Source organism: Thermoleptolyngbya sp. C42_A2020_037 (assembly GCF_015272455.1).
Classification (GTDB): Bacteria; Cyanobacteriota; Cyanobacteriia; order Elainellales; family Elainellaceae; genus Thermoleptolyngbya.
This window is the reverse complement of sequence record NZ_JACYLP010000052.1, coordinates 12,841-27,823: the sequence shown is the minus strand read 5'-3', so window position 1 is coordinate 27,823 and position 14,983 is coordinate 12,841. Positions and strand designations below refer to the sequence as shown.

Below are 14,983 nucleotides of genomic sequence, written 5' to 3'. Positions count from 1 at the left end.
AGTGGGATTGGATTGTCGATGCTCTATGTGTAGCGGGTATTTAGAGAATTGATATCAGCGATCTCGAAGATGTCCTCGAGGCCCGCTGCCGCACCTTGCTGTCGATGCAAGCCGAGATTAAAGCTTTGACCAATTATCACTGGTGGCCCGCATGACAGGCCTAATCGTTTCGGGGGTATGCCATCCGGATTTAGTATCAAACGTCTGCGGGACTTCCAGCAATTTCAGCGGTCGCGTAGAGTTTGAGGCTCATTTCCAGTCTCCTGCGGCAATTCAAAATTCCTGAAACGGCTACTGTCCAACCGTTTGCACCGGGGGAATGGGCTGTCCCTGCATCTGCTGCATGATGTGTTGCTGGAGCATTTGCTGTTGCAAGAGTTGCTGCTGGAGCATGGGCTGTTGAAGCATTTGCTGCTGCATCATCCGCCGTTGTGCCATCTGCTGGGCCATTTGATATTGCGCCATTTGTTGGGGAGTTAGCGCTTGTTGCGGAATTTGCTGTGGAACCTGCTGCGGGATGGGTTGCGGGGCGATCGCCTGCGTGGGCTGCGTGACGGGCTGAGTGTCGGGCGCGGCAGAGGGGTCTGCGATTTGGGGCATGGGCTGGGCGGGCTGATTGGCGGCTTGGGCGATCGCCGCTTCCAGGTCCGTTTTGATTTTCTCTACCCGTGGCTCATACAGGGCTAGCAGGCGTTCTGCTTCAAACATGGCGCTGGTGTTGGGTGGCACCTGCTGCAACCGCGCCAGGCCTGCTTCCCAGGTGGCGACCACCGCTTCGGCCAGGTCAGGGCGCTTCTGACGAATGGCATGCTGCTGCCGCTCCCAGGCCAGCTTTAGCAACTGCTTGGCTTCAGCAAGGCGCTGTCCGGCTGCCTCCTCTTGCTGAAGCCGGGTTTGCGCCAGGGCTAGCCGATCCCGATAGTCCTGAAGTTTAGCGGTGGCTGTTGCATAAAACGGGCTGGCAACGGGTACGGCTTCAAGCTGCTGAATCGCGGCTTCCCACTGGTTGCGAATCCACTGCCAAGTCTGGAGGCTGAGAACCGGAGCTTCGCTGGCCTGAGTAGCGGCGATCGCCCACTGCTCTGCCTGCATCAGCCTACTCAGCACCTCATTTTCCTGCTGATATTGCTGGCGCAGCTTGCTGGAGGTTTGCCGATGGCGCGACCAAATGGGCACGGTGTCCAGCAGGTCGATCGCCCCAGTGAGGTACTGCTGGGCGGCGGCCAGGTCGGGTGAAGCAGGGGCCTGCGCGACAACGGTAAACGACTTGCTGCCCAAAGATTCCGCCGTTTCCAACTGGGGGCACGCGCCGAGGGTGCAGGGCTGCGTCAGCACGTAGCTGCCCAGCGCCAATCCGACGGCTCCAATGCCCGCTATCAGCAGGCGATGGTCTGCTCCTGCATCGGCACTCCTTTGAGGAGTCTGGTGAGGAGTCTGGGCAGATTTAGAGGCTGGTGGAATCGCTTTTTGAACAGATTGAACAGATTGAACAGGGGGACGGCGGGTGGCTGGCGGGATTGGCTGAGCCTTGGTGTGGGCAGACGGTGCAACAGACGCGGGCTTGGGAATAGGAATGGTCGCTGGTGGGGCGATTGCCCCGGTTCCCGGAATGGCACTGGCAGCAAGCCCCGATAGCACGGGCTTGGGTAAGGGCTGGTTGAGGAAAAACTGTCGGCGCATGTAGGGTTTGGGCTGGCCAACAATCCGCAGATACAGCCCGACCTGTTGAATCGAGCGAATCTGGAGGGCGTGGATGCGGGCTTCGAGAAGCTGCAACACCTGGCGCGGGTCTAGCGACATATCGGTGCGGTGGTTGCCCACCACCAGCAGGCGATCGCCCTGGAGAGCACAGCGCACTGCAACGGCTAATTGGCGCTGGCGGAAAAAGGCTTCCAGTGTGCGTCCTAGCTCTTCGACAGAGAGAGAAAGCTCGGTTGTGGAAGGGTCAGTCGTGCGATCGCTGGGGGAAAGTGTCGCCTGCATAGTCGCCTGCTTTTGATCCTGGGTGAACTCGGCGGTTCTGGTGAAAACGGTGGGGGAACTCGTGCCGGAATGTCCACCCGCCACCAGGGTTTATACAGATATTCTTCCCAGCGATCGCGCCTCCGGATCATTCACGGAGCAGAATCTTGGGATTCCCTAGCTCAGGGTGCTGGCGCATCCGAGGCAACCGTGAGCCGCCAGCCCGGTTTCACCACCTGGCGCGAGCGGGCGATCGCCAGACAATCGTCCGGCAAATCTTCGGTGATCACCGATCCAGCGGCAATGGTCACATCGGCTCCTACCGTCACAGGCGCAACCAGGACGCTGTTTGACCCAGTTTTTGTGCGATCGCCAATGACCGTCGGATGCTTCTTTACGCCGTCGTAGTTAGCGGTGATTGTCCCTGCGCCAATGTTCACTTTCGTACCTAGCGTCGCATCACCCAGATAAGATAAGTGTGCGACATTCGTGCGATCGCCCAGCGTGGAATTTTTTAGCTCCACAAAGTTGCCAATGCGGCAGCCGTTGCCCACCTGTACCTGTCCCCGCAGATGCGCGTAGGGGCCAATGCGCGTGTCTGCTTGCACAGTGCTGTCCGACACAACGGAATATAGCACCGTCACGCGATCGCCCAGCGTGCTGTTTTCGATCAGGCTGCCAGGGCCAATGCGGCTGCCTGCACCAATTGCGGTCTTACCCCGCAGGTGGCATTGGGGTTCAATAACGACATCTGGGCCAAGGGTGACGGTATCATCAATCGTGATACTGGCCGGGTCAATTAGCGTCACGCCTCGCATCATCCAGGCGTTCTTCACTCGCGTTTGCAGGATGTCATAAGCAGCGGACAACTGCCGTCGATCGTTAATCCCCAAGATTTCCTGATAATCGTCTACATCCACGGCCATGACGGGTGACATCATACTCACCACATCTGTCAGGTAATATTCCTGCTGATCGTTATCAGCGCTTAGCTTGGGCAGCGCTTCCGCCAAATCTGCCCAGCGAAAACAGTAGACTCCGGCATTGATGCGGCGGTTTTGCTTTTGAGCAGCCGTACAGTCCCGATCTTCCACAATTTGCGTCACGCGGTTGCTGCCATCGCAAAACACGCGCCCGTAGCCTTTCGGTTCTGGCAGATGCGCCGTCAGCAGCGTGGCCGCGTTGCCTGCTGAGCGATGGGTGTCCAGCAGGTTCTTCAGCGTTTCCGGGCGCAGCAGCGGTACGTCGCCATTCAGCACCAGCACGTCGCCAGCAAAGCCGTCGAGATGGGGAATGATCTGCTGCACCGCATGGCCCGTGCCCAACTGTTCCCGCTGCTCTACAAACTCCACCCCTGGAACCGTGCTGAGAGACTCCCGCACGCGATCGCCCCCATAGCCCACGATTACCAACTGGCGATCGGGCTGCACCGCTGCCAAACTGTCTAACACCCGCTCGACGAGCGATCGCCCACCCAAATCATGCAGCACCTTCGGAAGGTCTGACTTCATTCGCGTTCCCCGGCCCGCCGCCAAAATTGCTACCGCTAACATGCTGCCTAGCTTTCTGTAGTCTCTGCTTGTAATCTGTGTGATTCAGACTTCATTGACTGGAATTCAGCTTCCCAACCCCACAGTGGAGTATACCGCGCTTCGGTCGGTGTATTTCTGAGAACTCCCTCAAGCACGATTGATGATAATGGATGATACAGACGACTTGAATCATGCTGTGTCGATAACCCCCAATCCAAAATCCCCCCACTCCTGCCTCCGCTCAACACTTCGGTATAGTGAGAAATGCACGTCGCGTTTCTTCACAGTTCACCCATGATCGATATTCCCAAACTGCTCGCCCAGGAGCTATCGCTCAAGCCGTTTCAGGTAGAAAATGCGCTGGCGCTGTTTGCAGAAGGAGCGACTATTCCCTTTGTGGCGCGATATCGCAAGGAGCGCACGGGCGAACTGAACGAGATTCAGCTCAGGGAACTGGCCGATCGCCATGCCTACCTGACGGAACTGCAAGAACGCAAGCAGACCGTGCTAAAGGCGATCGCCGACCAGGGCAAACTCACCGACGACCTCCAGGCACAGATCGAGCAGTGCTTATCGAAAACCGAGCTAGAAGACCTGTATCTGCCCTATCGCCCCAAGCGCCGCACCCGCGCCACCATTGCCCGCGAAAAGGGGCTAGAGCCGCTGTCCCAGTGGATTGAGTCGCTGAATCATCCCAACGCGCCCCAGGCGGATTTAGCCGCCGAAGCCGCGAAGTATGTTGATTCTGAAAAAGGCGTGAAAACGCCGCAGGAAGCGTTGCAGGGTGCGTCGGATATCCTGGCAGAAGCAGTAGCCGATCGGGCCGACCTGCGATCGCACCTGCGGCAATTTTGCCTGAATTCCGGCAGCTTCGAGTCGCGCATCAAACCCGATTTTCCCGAAGGCAGCACCAAATTCGAGATGTATCGTACCTACACCGCGCCCGTGAGTAAGATCCAGCCACACAACCTATTGGCGCTGCTGCGGGGCGAAAGCGAGGATGTACTGACGCTGAACCTGACCTTCGACGAAGACGAGGTGCAGAGCTACCTAGAGCGCGAAGTGATTCGCACCAAGGCCAAGCCCGTGCGCGAGTTTTATCAGGCGATGCTGCGGGATGCCTTTGGGCGGCTGATGCAGACCTCCCTCACCAGCGAAGTGATTGCCGAGAAGAAGCAGTGGGCGGATATCGAATCCATCAAAACCTTTGAGGCAAACCTGCGGGAACTGCTGCTGGCGGCTCCGGCGGGCATGAAGCCGACGCTGGCGATCGACCCTGGCTTCCGCACAGGCTGCAAAGTCGCGGTGATTGACCAGACGGGTAAGTTTTTGGAGTATCAGACCATCTTTCCCCACACCGGCGAGGGGCAGCGGGAAAAAGCAGGGCGATCGCTCCTTGACCTGATTCGCAAATACCAGATTGAGCTAATCGCCATTGGCAACGGTACTGCCAGCCGCGAAACGGATGCGTTTGTGAATGAAGTGGTGAAGTCGCTCGATCACAAGCCTGTGAAAGTGATTGTGAACGAAGCTGGTGCATCGATTTACTCTGCCAGTCAGGTGGCGATCGCCGAATTTCCTGACCTGGATCTGACGGTGCGTGGAGCCGTCAGCATCGGCCGCCGATTGCAAGATCCCCTGGCAGAACTGGTGAAGATCGACCCCAAGTCTATCGGTGTGGGTCAATATCAGCATGATGTGGATCAAAAGCTGCTCAAGAAAAAGCTGGATGAAACGGTCGAGAGCTGCGTTAACTACGTGGGCGTGGATCTCAACACTGCCTCCAAAGAACTGCTGAGCTACGTCTCCGGCATTTCCAGCGCTGTTGCCAACAACATCGTGCAATATCGCAACCAAAACGGCGCGTTTCGCAATCGCCGCGAACTGCTAAAAGTCTCTAAGCTGGGCCCCAAAGCGTTTGAGCAGGCAGCCGGATTTCTCCGCATCCGCAATGGCGACAATCCGCTGGACAATACGGCCGTCCATCCTGAAAGCTATGGTGTTGTAGAGGCGATCGCCAAGGATCTCGGCATCCCGCTAGATCAAGTGACCAAGGCAGGAGAACGTCTGAAAACTCTCTCTCTCCAGCGTTACGTCACCGACACCATCGGCGAACCCACCCTGCGCGACATCCTTGCAGAGTTAGAAAAACCTGGCCGCGACCCGCGTGCCCAATTCACCTACGCCACCTTTCGCGAAGACATTCAGGAAATCGGCGATCTCAAGGTCGGCATGACGCTCGAAGGCGTGATCACCAACGTCGCAAACTTTGGCGCATTCGTGGATATCGGCGTTCACCAAGACGGTCTGATTCATATCTCGCAACTGGCCGATCGGTTTGTCAAAGATCCGAAAGCGGTGGTGAAAGTGGGGCAGATCGTCACCGTGCGCGTGCTGGAGGTGAACGAAGCGCTGAAGCGCATTAGCCTGTCGATGCGTTCCGATGCAGGTTCCACCGAAGGGGTCTCTAGGAGCAGCCCACCGCCAAACCGCAAGCCCCAATCCAAGAGCACCCAGCAAATGTCAAAGCCGACCAATACTGAACCGAAAACTGGCGCAACGCTAGAAGACCTTAAGGCAAAATTTGGTCGCAAGCGTTAAGGCTGGCGATTTTCTGCTGCACGTCGTGGGTGAGCAGCGGGAAAAACTGGTGAAAGTCTTGCGCTAGCGCATCGTAGTGGTGTTGCAAGACGCAAATGCTGGAGGCAAGGAGGGGCGATCGCCGCGATCGCCTTGCCATCCGTTCCAAAATCATCGCGATGCCCGACACCTGCCGATAGGCAGTCAGCCAGTCGCCTGTCACCATAAACGGCAGCGCCCGCTGGAGCGACGGTGGCAGCAGCGCTTGATAGTGCTGCAAATCGGCGTAGACCCCCTGCACAAACGCTTCTAGCGTTCCTACCCCATAGGTTTGCCAGTGAACCGCCAGGAAATGGTCGTAGAACACATCCACCAGCACCCCCGCCAGTCGGCAGTAGGGCGGCTCTACCCGCGCCTTGCTCTGGCGGACGATGGGATGGCGATCGGTGTAGGTGTCGATCTGGCGATGCAGCGCAATGCCTCGCTGAATGGTGGGATGGAGCGATCGCACGTCTGCTCCTTTGAGGAAATCGCCCGCCAGGTTGCCAAGACGGGCCAGCGGGTCGGGTTCGGAGAGCAGCAGGTGAGCGAGGTAGTTCATGCTCTAGGGCGCAATTGGCTCAGCAGCGTGGCCGCCAAAATCACCCCACCCCCCAGCCAGCCGCGCAGGCCCCAGCGTTCGCCCAGCCACCAGAAGGCAAACAGCGAGGCAAAGACAGGTTCTAGCGTGTAAAGAATGGCGGCTTCGGTGGCGGACAGGTGGCGCTGGGCGCTGGCCTGGGTCCAGGTGGTGAGGGCGGTGGCGAAGAGTCCTAGATACAGCACCACGGCGGCGCTGGCAATCAGGGCGGCGGTTTGCAGGGCGATGTGCGGGGCGGCCCACAGTAGACTCAGGAGGGCGATCGCCACCAGTTGCACCGTCGTCAAGGCAGTTGCGCTATACCGCTGCACAATTCGCTCCATCCGGAGAATATACACCGCCCAGCAGGCTGCACAGCCCAGCACCCACAGGTCGCCCACCCCCAGCGACCCACCCTCCCAGGACAGCAGCCCTACCCCAGCCAAAGCCAGAACAGCGGCGATCGCCACCCGGATCGAAATCTTGCGCCCCAGCAGCCGCGCAAAAATTGGCACTAAAATCACGTTCAGGCTAGTAATAAACGCCGCTCGGCTGGCTGGAGCCGTTTCCAACCCGATCGCCTGCGTCAAAAATGCGCCAAACATGATGACACTCACCCCAATGCCGTCGAGAACCAGTCCTTGACTGAGGCGCGATGGGGGAGCTGCTGCCTCATCAGCCTGCGATACAGAACGCAGGCGCATTGCTACAACGGGTGAGAGGGCGATCGCCGCCACCACAAACCGCGCCATCACCAGCACCGACGGCGATAGCGTCCCCAGCGAAGTCTTAATCAGCGGAAATGTAGAACCCCAGATGACATTTGATAGCACCAGAATAAAAATGCTCCACTGCCGAGCCGTTACCTTTGGCATCCTTGGCATGACCAACGAACTCCCCCCTCTACCCCTTACCCTACCCCCTCTACTCTATCCCTAGTGCATCCGAACTCTACCTAAAACCCATATCTAGTGTCATCATAGTAAAAACCCTCTGGGTCTGTTGAGTTTCTGTCGCATTTCTACAGTCCGCATGACCTACTCGCTCTCCGCTGCCAAGCTGCAAAGCTATTACCGCTGTCCGCTCGCCTACTACTTTCGCTATGAGCGCAAGCTGCCGGGGGCGGCGTTTTTTAGCTCCGCAGCGCTGGGAACGTCGCTGCATCAGGCGCTGGCTCAGATTTACGACGACTGGCATTATCAAGACCCGATTCCCCGCTTGGACTGGGTGGAATATTGCTGGAATCAGCACAGCAGCGGACTCACGCCAACTCAGGTGAGCGAAGGGCGGCGCATCCTGCAACGCTACTATAACGGCTTTATTGCAAATCAAAGCGCAATTCGGCGGCCGCTAGCGGTAGAAGGGCGCATCCAGGGGACGCTGCGGGTGCAGGATTTGGAGTTTACGCTATCGGGTCGCTATGACCGAATCGACTGGCTGGAGGACGGGCTGGAGCTAATCGACTATAAATCCAGCAAGGATAGTGAGGCGCTATTGCCCGATGAAATCGATTTGCAAATCGGGTTATATTACCTGGCACTGGAGCAGCGCTATCAAAAGCACCTGAAGCAACTTAGCTTATTGTATCTACGGACAGGCGAGAAGGTTAGCTACACAGTCACGCCCGACCATCGCCAGCAGGTGGAGTCGATTATCGGCGAACTAGCGCTGCAATTGCGGCAAGACCGTTCCTGGACTCCGTTTCCGGGTGAACAGTGCGATCGCTGCGCCTATGCCCGCTATTGCCCCGCCGCCCGCGCCAATCCCGAACCGCTGCCTGAAGAGGCCCAGCCGGAGCCGGGGTTGCAGCTTGTGCTAAGCCTGTGAAGCCTGAGCGCAATCTGACAGTGAGAGCGAGGGGTGCTGGGTTGACCTGGCCGCGCTGCTACGGAAATACATCACAGGGCGATCGCTGGCTTCGGCAGTTTCAGGGAGCGCGATCGCAGTTTGCCTGCGTGCTAGGGTTTACCGAGACGGGTCTGATTCCGGGCATTTCCGCTGCGGGCGCTACACCCGCCGATCGAGAATGGACGGCGATCGCCGATGCCGAATTTCTCTACCACGGGCCTCAGCCCAATCCCCAGTTTCCGCTGCCACCCCTGACGGCGGGCGCATCGCCGACGCTGATTTCGCGGGCGGTCGTAGAAGGCTTTCACGTACCGCTGCATTTGCTCAACGCCGGACTGCGCCACGCGCCGACCGTTCCCTGCATCGACCTGGGCGGCACGCCGGCCCGCTGCGTATCGACTGGTGCAGCGCTGGATTTACCAACGGTGCTGCGACTGCTGCAAGCGGGACTGGACTGGGGCGATCGCCTCGCTCAAGCACAACCCGATGCTTACTTACTGATTGGCGAATGCGTCGTCGGCGGCACAACTACAGCTCTTTCCGTACTCACAGGACTGGGCTGGGCCGCCGCAGGTAAGGTCAACAGCAGCCATCCTACCTGCAACCATGCCCAAAAGTGGGATATCGTATCCGCCGGGTTAAATCGGGCATTGGAACAGGGAACGCTCGCACCAGATAATCCCGACCCGCTAGCCGTGGCGGCGGCCATGGGCGACCCGATGCAGATTGCCGTCGCAGGGATGGCGATCGCCGCCAGTCGAGTCAACGGAGTCTTGCTGGCAGGCGGCACGCAAATGCTAGCAGTCTACGCGCTGATGCAATCGCTCCAGCGTTATCATGGGCTGGACTGGAACGCAGAACAGGTGGCAGTGGGCACGACGCGCTGGGTCGCCGAAGACCCCACGGGCGACACAGCAGGACTTGCCGCTGACCTAAATGCGCCCCTGCTGGCCACGCCGCTGAGCTTCGCCGCCTCGCGCTATGCCAGCCTACGGGCCTACGAGCAGGGCTATGTCAAAGAAGGGGTGGGAGCCGGGGGATGTGCGATCGCCGCTCACCTGCTGGGCTGGCACAATGCCGACTTGCTCAGCGCCGTGGAATCCCTGCTGCACCGTGCCGGAAAAGCAACCTAGAATAAGGAATCAACCCGTTCGTCAAGACACTGACATACTTGAGACAGCGTTGACTCAGGTTCTGGAGGCTGCCGCGACGCAGGGGACGGGTGCTGCGCTGCGAAGCCTGCGTCAACAAATGGTCGGCTAACGGTTCCCATCGCTTCTCTTGCAGAGGGTTAATTTAGGTCGTTTGGATTCGCTTTTGGGGACTATAGGGCAATACTCTTGGCCCGCCTGAGCGGCATCACCAGCACTGGACGATAGCTTACGCCGCGATATCTCAGGTTGATAAACGGCTGAATCGGCATGACAGACGAGTAATATAGCGTCATAGGAATGCCGCGATAGCTGCCTTTAATTGTTTTGGTGCTGGGGAGTTTTGTGCAGAGTGTGTAGCGAATGCCGCGATAGGTCAGTTGCATCATGGGTATCCTTGGTGTGAAATGGGGGCTTTGATGTCTCTGTTATAGGGCGATCGCCCCCAGAGGCGCGATATAGAAAAGTTATGGAATTTCGCCAACCTTAACTCTGCTTAACTTTTCAATTCTGTATTTAGCTGGCAGAAAGGGTGAATCACACCTTGAATGATAATTGGAATGTTGGGATGATGCGTTCTAGATTCGTTCAATCGGTCTAGAGAACTGGCGAAATGCAAGTCCGCTGATGCTGCAACCCAGTCCCCCTAGCATCAGAAACAGAACGCTCAGCGGAAAGATCTGAGACAGCGGCTGAACCCCCGCTCCACCCAAGGTCATGCCGCTATCAAATCCTGCCAGAAACACGCTGTAGACTCGTCCTCGCACCGTGAGCGGTGCTGCAAAGGACACGATGGAAGACAGCACCGGGAACAGCAAGCCGAATCCCAAGCCGTATACGACTGACCAGAGGATCAGCAAGGTGGGGGCGATCGCCACGCCCACCAGCCCTATCCCAGAACACAGAATTCCCACACTCACCACCCAGCGCGGCGACACGCGGTTGCCCCAGCGCCCCAGCGCAAACCGCACCAACACTGCTACCAGCGCGTTTAGGCTATAAAATACGGCCGCGTTGGACACCAGCAGCGGCAAAAACGTGACCACTGCGCCGTGCAAAAATGACCCGATGAAGAACAGCAGCGTGGCATCGCGCACCGGAAACTGCAAAATCACGTTCCACGGAAAAGCTGCCTTTTCTGGAGCAAGCTCGCCTGACTTACTTGGCTTACTTGGCTTACTTGGCTTACTTGACTTGCTTGACTTGCTTGATTTATTTGAGACGGCAGCGGATGATGCTTCTGAACTTGCAGCCGTCTTCCAGGGCAACGGCAGGGTTAGCACAAATCCCAGCAGCGTCAGCCCCGCCATTGCTCCAATCACAGGCACAAAGCCTGCATGTGCAAAGGCGATCGCCCCCAGCATTGGCCCTAGCGAAAATCCGATCGTATTCGACATAGCCAGATAGCCCAGCAGCGCCGTGCGGCGATGGGTCGGCACCACATCCACCAGCAGCGTTTGCGAGGCCGTGGCGAAGGCTGCCTGACTGATGCCGTGCAGCACGCGCACCCCCATTAGCCAGGTCGGATCAGGCGACCACCCATACAGCGGCAAAACCACGACCATCAGCCCCAGTCCTAGCCAGAGGACGGGCTTCCGTCCCCAATGATCAATCAGCCAGCCAATCAGCGGACGAAACAGCAGCAGTCCCGCCGCCATTGCCCCGACCACGAACCCCACGCCCACATCCTGCCAGCGCTGGGTCACATACAGCGGCAGTACCGGAAATAGCACCGTCACTTGAGTAAAATACACCAGCATTCCGGCGCAGATACAAAACGACCAGAGCCAGGTTTTAGGAGAAGATTCGGTCAGATGGTTCAGCAATAACTTTGTTTAATCGAAACAAGGAAACGTGAGGGCCGCAACATGCCGACGGCGCTGGCACAAATGGCAATTGAGCTAGCCGCCGCTCCTGTATCCCTTATAGCCGCTAAAATGGGGCATTGATCGGGCAGCCAGCCTGGAGATGAACGCAGAACTGGAGCTAGACCATATCTTTGTCTGCACGCCGTCCCTTACGGCAGATGCCCAGCGCTTGGTGGAGTTTGGGTTACAGCCGGGGCGATCGCGCATCCATGCGGGCCAGGGTACAGAAAACGTCTGCTTTTTCTTTGACAATGCCTATCTAGAATTGCTGGGGCTTCATGATGAGGCGGAGGTGCGATCGCCCCTTGTGGCCCCACTGGGGCTGTGGGAACGGCTGCACTGGCAGCAAACCGGAGCCTGTCCCTTCGGCATTAGCTTGCGGCTGAAGGCAGGCACACTGGAAACGCTGTCTTCGGAAACCTGGAGCTATGCAGCCCCCTTTTTGCCCTCCGGTGCAACGCTGCCAATCTTCACGCCCCCCGGTGCAGTGGAGTTGCCGCTGTTCTTTCTGTCGCCTGTGGCAGTGATACCCGCCCAATCACCCGCACGTCCTGACCTGCCGCTAGAGCATCTGGGCGATCGCCGTATCCTGGAGCAAGTTTCGCTTCAGCTTCCTACCGCAACCGCGCTCCACAAAATGCCTTCTCTGCTCAACCACTTGGCACAGGTCCAGATTGCGCCCGCTGAATCGCCCAAAAACCCCTTTCATTTGGAGCTAGTTTGGCAAAGCAGCACTGACCCAATTGCTCACACATTCAGTCCTGATTTGCCTCTTTCGATTCGCGGCTAAAAATCTGGAAGTTATGAAATCTGGAAGCTATGTTCTGAACCTATGCTCTGAACCTATGCTCAACAAACGCTCATCCCCAAGCCTAGCTTATCCCCAAGCCTAATGGATGCGCTGAGACAGCAGTTGCTCTTCGAGGGCAGCGATGCGATTATACGCGGCTGTCAGCTGCGCCGTAAGCCGCTGAATTTGCACCTCTGGAGAGAGCGATCGCTCTCCGCTGTGGCTATCCGACTCCAGAAAATCGTCATCCGACAGCACGTCTTTATGATCCATTTCTGTTTCTAAGCCATAGCGCTGACTGTAGGACTGGCGTGCTGAAGTCTTTCCTGAGGAAGAGCGCTGACTGCGATCGACTAGCAGCATCTCCGAAAAGACTTCTGTAATTCTGTTGCTCAACTGCTCGATAACCTGGTGCAGCGCGTCAACTTTAGCGTTTAGCTCAACAATTTGTTCCTGGAAAGAGTCCATAATGACGCCTGTTCCCTTTTACTGAGTATGAGTCTATCTTATGAAAGGCTTGTCCATAGGTTCCATTTATTCCTGAATCATTTAACGTTTGGAAAATTCATCAATCAAGGGGCTTCGTGCGGAGACTCAAGGGTTTCAGCGATTTCTGTAGGCGTAGTCTTGATAACAATTGCCCTTGCCCGCATGAGTTCCAGGCTTAACAGCAACTTGTGCAGAAATGTTCACACTAGGAGGCGGAAAATCATAGGATCGCCAACGGGTTTCTCGCTTTAGATTGCCTTAAGAATTGTTGAGAAATCATCAGAAGTATGGTTTAGAAAATATGTAGCGAGTACGCGGCGAACATACGGCGAATATTGCTGGAATTCCTCCATTGTGCGCTGATTGTTGAAGATGTTGCATTGAGAATCGAACGACTTCCTTTGCGATCAGAGGCGATCGCCCGATCGCCCGAGCACCCTTTGTTATCCAATGATCCAATGCCCAGATCCAGTGCCTAGATTCAATGTCCAGATGTTCAGTAATATGCCCCTATCCAGGATGGCAGCCCCATTCAGGGCGAGCATTTCAGATTAAACTGAGCTTAAACTGAGCGTTAAATAAGCCTCGAAATAAGCGTTGAATAGTGTGGCTGACCGCGTATGTTGAATTTTCAAGACTTCTTCACAGACTGCGCTGGATTTTGGAAGACGGAACGGATTTATCATTTCCTGCTGAAGGGCGATATTGAACGCTCCTATACAGAGTTTCGGGCAGACTCTCTCGATGCAGCGCAAAAGCAGCAAATTCTCAAAACGGCTTCGCCGTCGGGTGAATTGGCTGGAATTCGGCTGGATCTCGATCAGGCGGCTCTGGGTCACAACTGTCCTGGCTTTGCCATTTCCTTTGATACGGAATCAGAACGGGGCGAAAAGGTGTCGATGAGCCTGAAGGCGCTGTTTGTGCCCGACGCGCTAGTGCTTCATGCCGACGAGCGCTACCAGGGATTGGCGCTGCCCGCGGCGGCACAGGTGTCTATGGCTCCGGAGAGCGAGGTGATTCAGGGCTTTTATCTGCGGGATGAGGGTTACTCTGAGACGGGGGCGATCGCCGGCCGATTTACCTATCAGCCCATTCGCCAGACCCTAGAAATGACGACGTTTTATAACCGCTCTGTGGCGGTGGATCAAATGCGGTTTATTGCGCCAGACGTGCGGATGCGAACCATCGTCACCTATCAGCGTCCGCCCGCAGGCGAAACGCCGACCGTGATTGACCTGATTGGCTTTGGCGTAGAGCGCAAAAGCTAGACCGAGCGGCATTGCCCAAAGCCAATAGACCAGCGCTCCGCCGATCCCCCACCTGTGGCACAATAAACCGTACTGTTTGCCGAAGTAGAGAGACTTTATGACCATGAATGCCACGCTTCAAACGGCGCTCCAGCAGCGGACCGCGCTGAAGGTGATTAGCGGACTGACCAACTTTGAGAGTGATCGCGTCTGTGCCATTGTGCGTGCAGCGGAACAGGGCGGCGCGACGTTTGTGGATATCGCTGCCAGCGCCGATTTGGTACGCCGAGTCAAAGGGCTAATCTCGCTGCCCGTGTGCGTGTCCGCCGTTGATCCCGAAGCCTTTGTGCCTTGCGTTGATGCCGGAGCCGACCTGATCGAAATCGGCAACTTCGATGCGTTTTATGCCCAGGGTCGTCGGTTTGAAGCAGCGGAAGTGCTGGAACTGACCCGCCGCACCCGCGCCCTGCTGCCCCAGGTCACACTCTCCGTCACTGTGCCCCATATTCTGACGCTGGATCAACAGGTACAACTGGCGGAAGAACTGGTCAACGCTGGAGCCGACCTGATCCAGACCGAAGGCGGCACCAGCAGCCAGCCTACCCACCCCGGCACGCTGGGTCTGATGGAAAAAGCGGCTCCTACCCTTGCCGCCGCCTATGAAATCTCCAAAGCAGTGAGTGTGCCCGTGCTGTGTGCGTCGGGGCTGTCGAGCGTGACGGCTCCACTGGCGATCGCCGCTGGAGCATCAGGCGTAGGCGTGGGGTCTGCCATCAACCAGCTCAATAGCGAAGTGGCAATGGTCGCTGCGGTGCGGAGTATCGTGGAGGCGATCGCCACCCCGGTCAACGTCCGTCAATAGCCTGCGGAATCAGGTCGCTAGAAAGGCGATCAGGT

General features: G+C 57.3%; 13 protein-coding genes. 6 read left to right on the top strand and 7 right to left on the bottom strand.

The window, feature by feature from the left end; translation table 11 throughout:
- Positions 1 to 291: 291 nt before the first annotated feature.
- Together IGS16_RS19045 and glmU are read right to left on the bottom strand one after the other, a co-directional pair.
- Positions 292 to 1,983, bottom strand: coding sequence for a hypothetical protein (locus tag IGS16_RS19045; protein WP_297088164.1), 1,692 nt, complete (start codon positions 1,981 to 1,983; stop codon positions 292 to 294).
- A 161-nt stretch (positions 1,984 to 2,144) separates the two neighbouring features.
- Positions 2,145 to 3,515, bottom strand: coding sequence for a bifunctional UDP-N-acetylglucosamine diphosphorylase/glucosamine-1-phosphate N-acetyltransferase GlmU (gene glmU, locus IGS16_RS19040; RefSeq protein WP_297088162.1), 1,371 nt, complete (start codon positions 3,513 to 3,515; stop codon positions 2,145 to 2,147).
- 273 nt (positions 3,516 to 3,788) lie between these two features.
- Here glmU and IGS16_RS19035 point away from each other — a divergent pair, with 273 nt between their 5' ends.
- Positions 3,789 to 6,095, top strand: coding sequence for a Tex family protein (locus tag IGS16_RS19035; RefSeq protein ID WP_297088160.1), 2,307 nt, complete (start codon positions 3,789 to 3,791; stop codon positions 6,093 to 6,095).
- Here the strand turns inward: IGS16_RS19035 and IGS16_RS19030 are convergent.
- Positions 6,067 to 6,675 carry an ACP phosphodiesterase gene (locus IGS16_RS19030; RefSeq protein WP_297088158.1) on the bottom strand — a complete coding sequence of 203 codons (609 nt, stop codon included), beginning with the start codon at positions 6,673 to 6,675 and terminating at the stop codon, positions 6,067 to 6,069. The two genes, IGS16_RS19035 and IGS16_RS19030, sit on opposite strands and share 29 nt — an antisense overlap.
- Positions 6,672 to 7,577 carry a DMT family transporter gene (locus tag IGS16_RS19025; RefSeq protein WP_297088156.1) on the bottom strand — a complete coding sequence of 302 codons (906 nt, stop codon included), beginning with the start codon at positions 7,575 to 7,577 and terminating at the stop codon, positions 6,672 to 6,674. Before IGS16_RS19025 ends, IGS16_RS19030 begins: the two co-directional genes overlap by 4 nt.
- 148 nt (positions 7,578 to 7,725) lie before the next feature.
- On the opposite strand from IGS16_RS19025, the gene IGS16_RS19020 reads away from it, so the two are divergent.
- Both IGS16_RS19020 and cobT read left to right on the top strand, forming a co-directional pair.
- Positions 7,726 to 8,520, top strand: coding sequence for a PD-(D/E)XK nuclease family protein (locus tag IGS16_RS19020; RefSeq protein WP_277775521.1), 795 nt, complete (start codon positions 7,726 to 7,728; stop codon positions 8,518 to 8,520).
- 41 nt (positions 8,521 to 8,561) lie between these two features.
- Entirely contained in the window at positions 8,562 to 9,674 is a 1,113-nt protein-coding gene (gene cobT / locus IGS16_RS19015; protein WP_297088154.1) for a nicotinate mononucleotide-dependent phosphoribosyltransferase CobT, read from the top strand.
- A 191-nt stretch (positions 9,675 to 9,865) separates the two neighbouring features.
- On the opposite strand, the gene IGS16_RS19010 is transcribed toward cobT, so the two are convergent.
- Positions 9,866 to 10,078, bottom strand: coding sequence for a DUF4278 domain-containing protein (locus tag IGS16_RS19010; RefSeq protein ID WP_297088152.1), 213 nt, complete (start codon positions 10,076 to 10,078; stop codon positions 9,866 to 9,868).
- 192 nt (positions 10,079 to 10,270) lie between these two features.
- The gene (locus tag IGS16_RS19005; RefSeq protein WP_297088150.1) at positions 10,271 to 11,518 is read right to left on the bottom strand and encodes an MFS transporter; all 1,248 of its coding nucleotides are present in this window, start codon (positions 11,516 to 11,518) and stop codon (positions 10,271 to 10,273) included.
- 142 nt (positions 11,519 to 11,660) lie between these two features.
- On the opposite strand from IGS16_RS19005, the gene IGS16_RS19000 reads away from it, so the two are divergent.
- Positions 11,661 to 12,350 (top strand): VOC family protein, encoded by a 690-nt coding sequence (locus IGS16_RS19000; RefSeq protein ID WP_297088148.1) that lies wholly within the window; start codon positions 11,661 to 11,663, stop codon positions 12,348 to 12,350.
- A gap of 99 nt (positions 12,351 to 12,449) precedes the next feature.
- Here IGS16_RS19000 and IGS16_RS18995 read toward each other — a convergent pair whose 3' ends face one another.
- The gene (locus tag IGS16_RS18995; protein WP_297088146.1) at positions 12,450 to 12,818 is read right to left on the bottom strand and encodes a hypothetical protein; all 369 of its coding nucleotides are present in this window, start codon (positions 12,816 to 12,818) and stop codon (positions 12,450 to 12,452) included.
- Positions 12,819 to 13,459: 641 nt separating this feature from the next.
- On the opposite strand from IGS16_RS18995, the gene IGS16_RS18990 reads away from it, so the two are divergent.
- A complete protein-coding gene (locus IGS16_RS18990; RefSeq protein ID WP_297088144.1) occupies positions 13,460 to 14,107 on the top strand; it encodes a phycobiliprotein lyase in 648 nt (215 codons plus the stop codon).
- A 97-nt stretch (positions 14,108 to 14,204) separates the two neighbouring features.
- Positions 14,205 to 14,948: a DUF561 domain-containing protein gene (locus tag IGS16_RS18985; protein WP_297088142.1), complete on the top strand. Its 744-nt coding sequence runs from the start codon at positions 14,205 to 14,207 to the stop codon at positions 14,946 to 14,948.
- Positions 14,949 to 14,983 lie beyond the last annotated feature (35 nt).

Bases quoted from the DNA above. Each gene is read 5' to 3' on its own strand.
- IGS16_RS19045 (WP_297088164.1), bottom strand. From the start codon at position 1,983: ATGCAGGCGACACTTTCCCCCAGCGATCGCACGACTGACCCTTCCACA.
- glmU (WP_297088162.1), bottom strand. From the start codon at position 3,515: ATGTTAGCGGTAGCAATTTTGGCGGCGGGCCGGGGAACGCGAATGAAG.
- IGS16_RS19035 (WP_297088160.1), top strand. From the start codon at position 3,789: ATGATCGATATTCCCAAACTGCTCGCCCAGGAGCTATCGCTCAAGCCG.
- IGS16_RS19030 (WP_297088158.1), bottom strand. From the start codon at position 6,675: ATGAACTACCTCGCTCACCTGCTGCTCTCCGAACCCGACCCGCTGGCC.
- IGS16_RS19025 (WP_297088156.1), bottom strand. From the start codon at position 7,577: ATGCCAAGGATGCCAAAGGTAACGGCTCGGCAGTGGAGCATTTTTATT.
- IGS16_RS19020 (WP_277775521.1), top strand. From the start codon at position 7,726: ATGACCTACTCGCTCTCCGCTGCCAAGCTGCAAAGCTATTACCGCTGT.
- IGS16_RS19010 (WP_297088152.1), bottom strand. From the start codon at position 10,078: ATGCAACTGACCTATCGCGGCATTCGCTACACACTCTGCACAAAACTC.
- IGS16_RS19000 (WP_297088148.1), top strand. From the start codon at position 11,661: ATGAACGCAGAACTGGAGCTAGACCATATCTTTGTCTGCACGCCGTCC.
- IGS16_RS18995 (WP_297088146.1), bottom strand. From the start codon at position 12,818: ATGGACTCTTTCCAGGAACAAATTGTTGAGCTAAACGCTAAAGTTGAC.
- IGS16_RS18990 (WP_297088144.1), top strand. From the start codon at position 13,460: ATGTTGAATTTTCAAGACTTCTTCACAGACTGCGCTGGATTTTGGAAG.
- IGS16_RS18985 (WP_297088142.1), top strand. From the start codon at position 14,205: ATGACCATGAATGCCACGCTTCAAACGGCGCTCCAGCAGCGGACCGCG.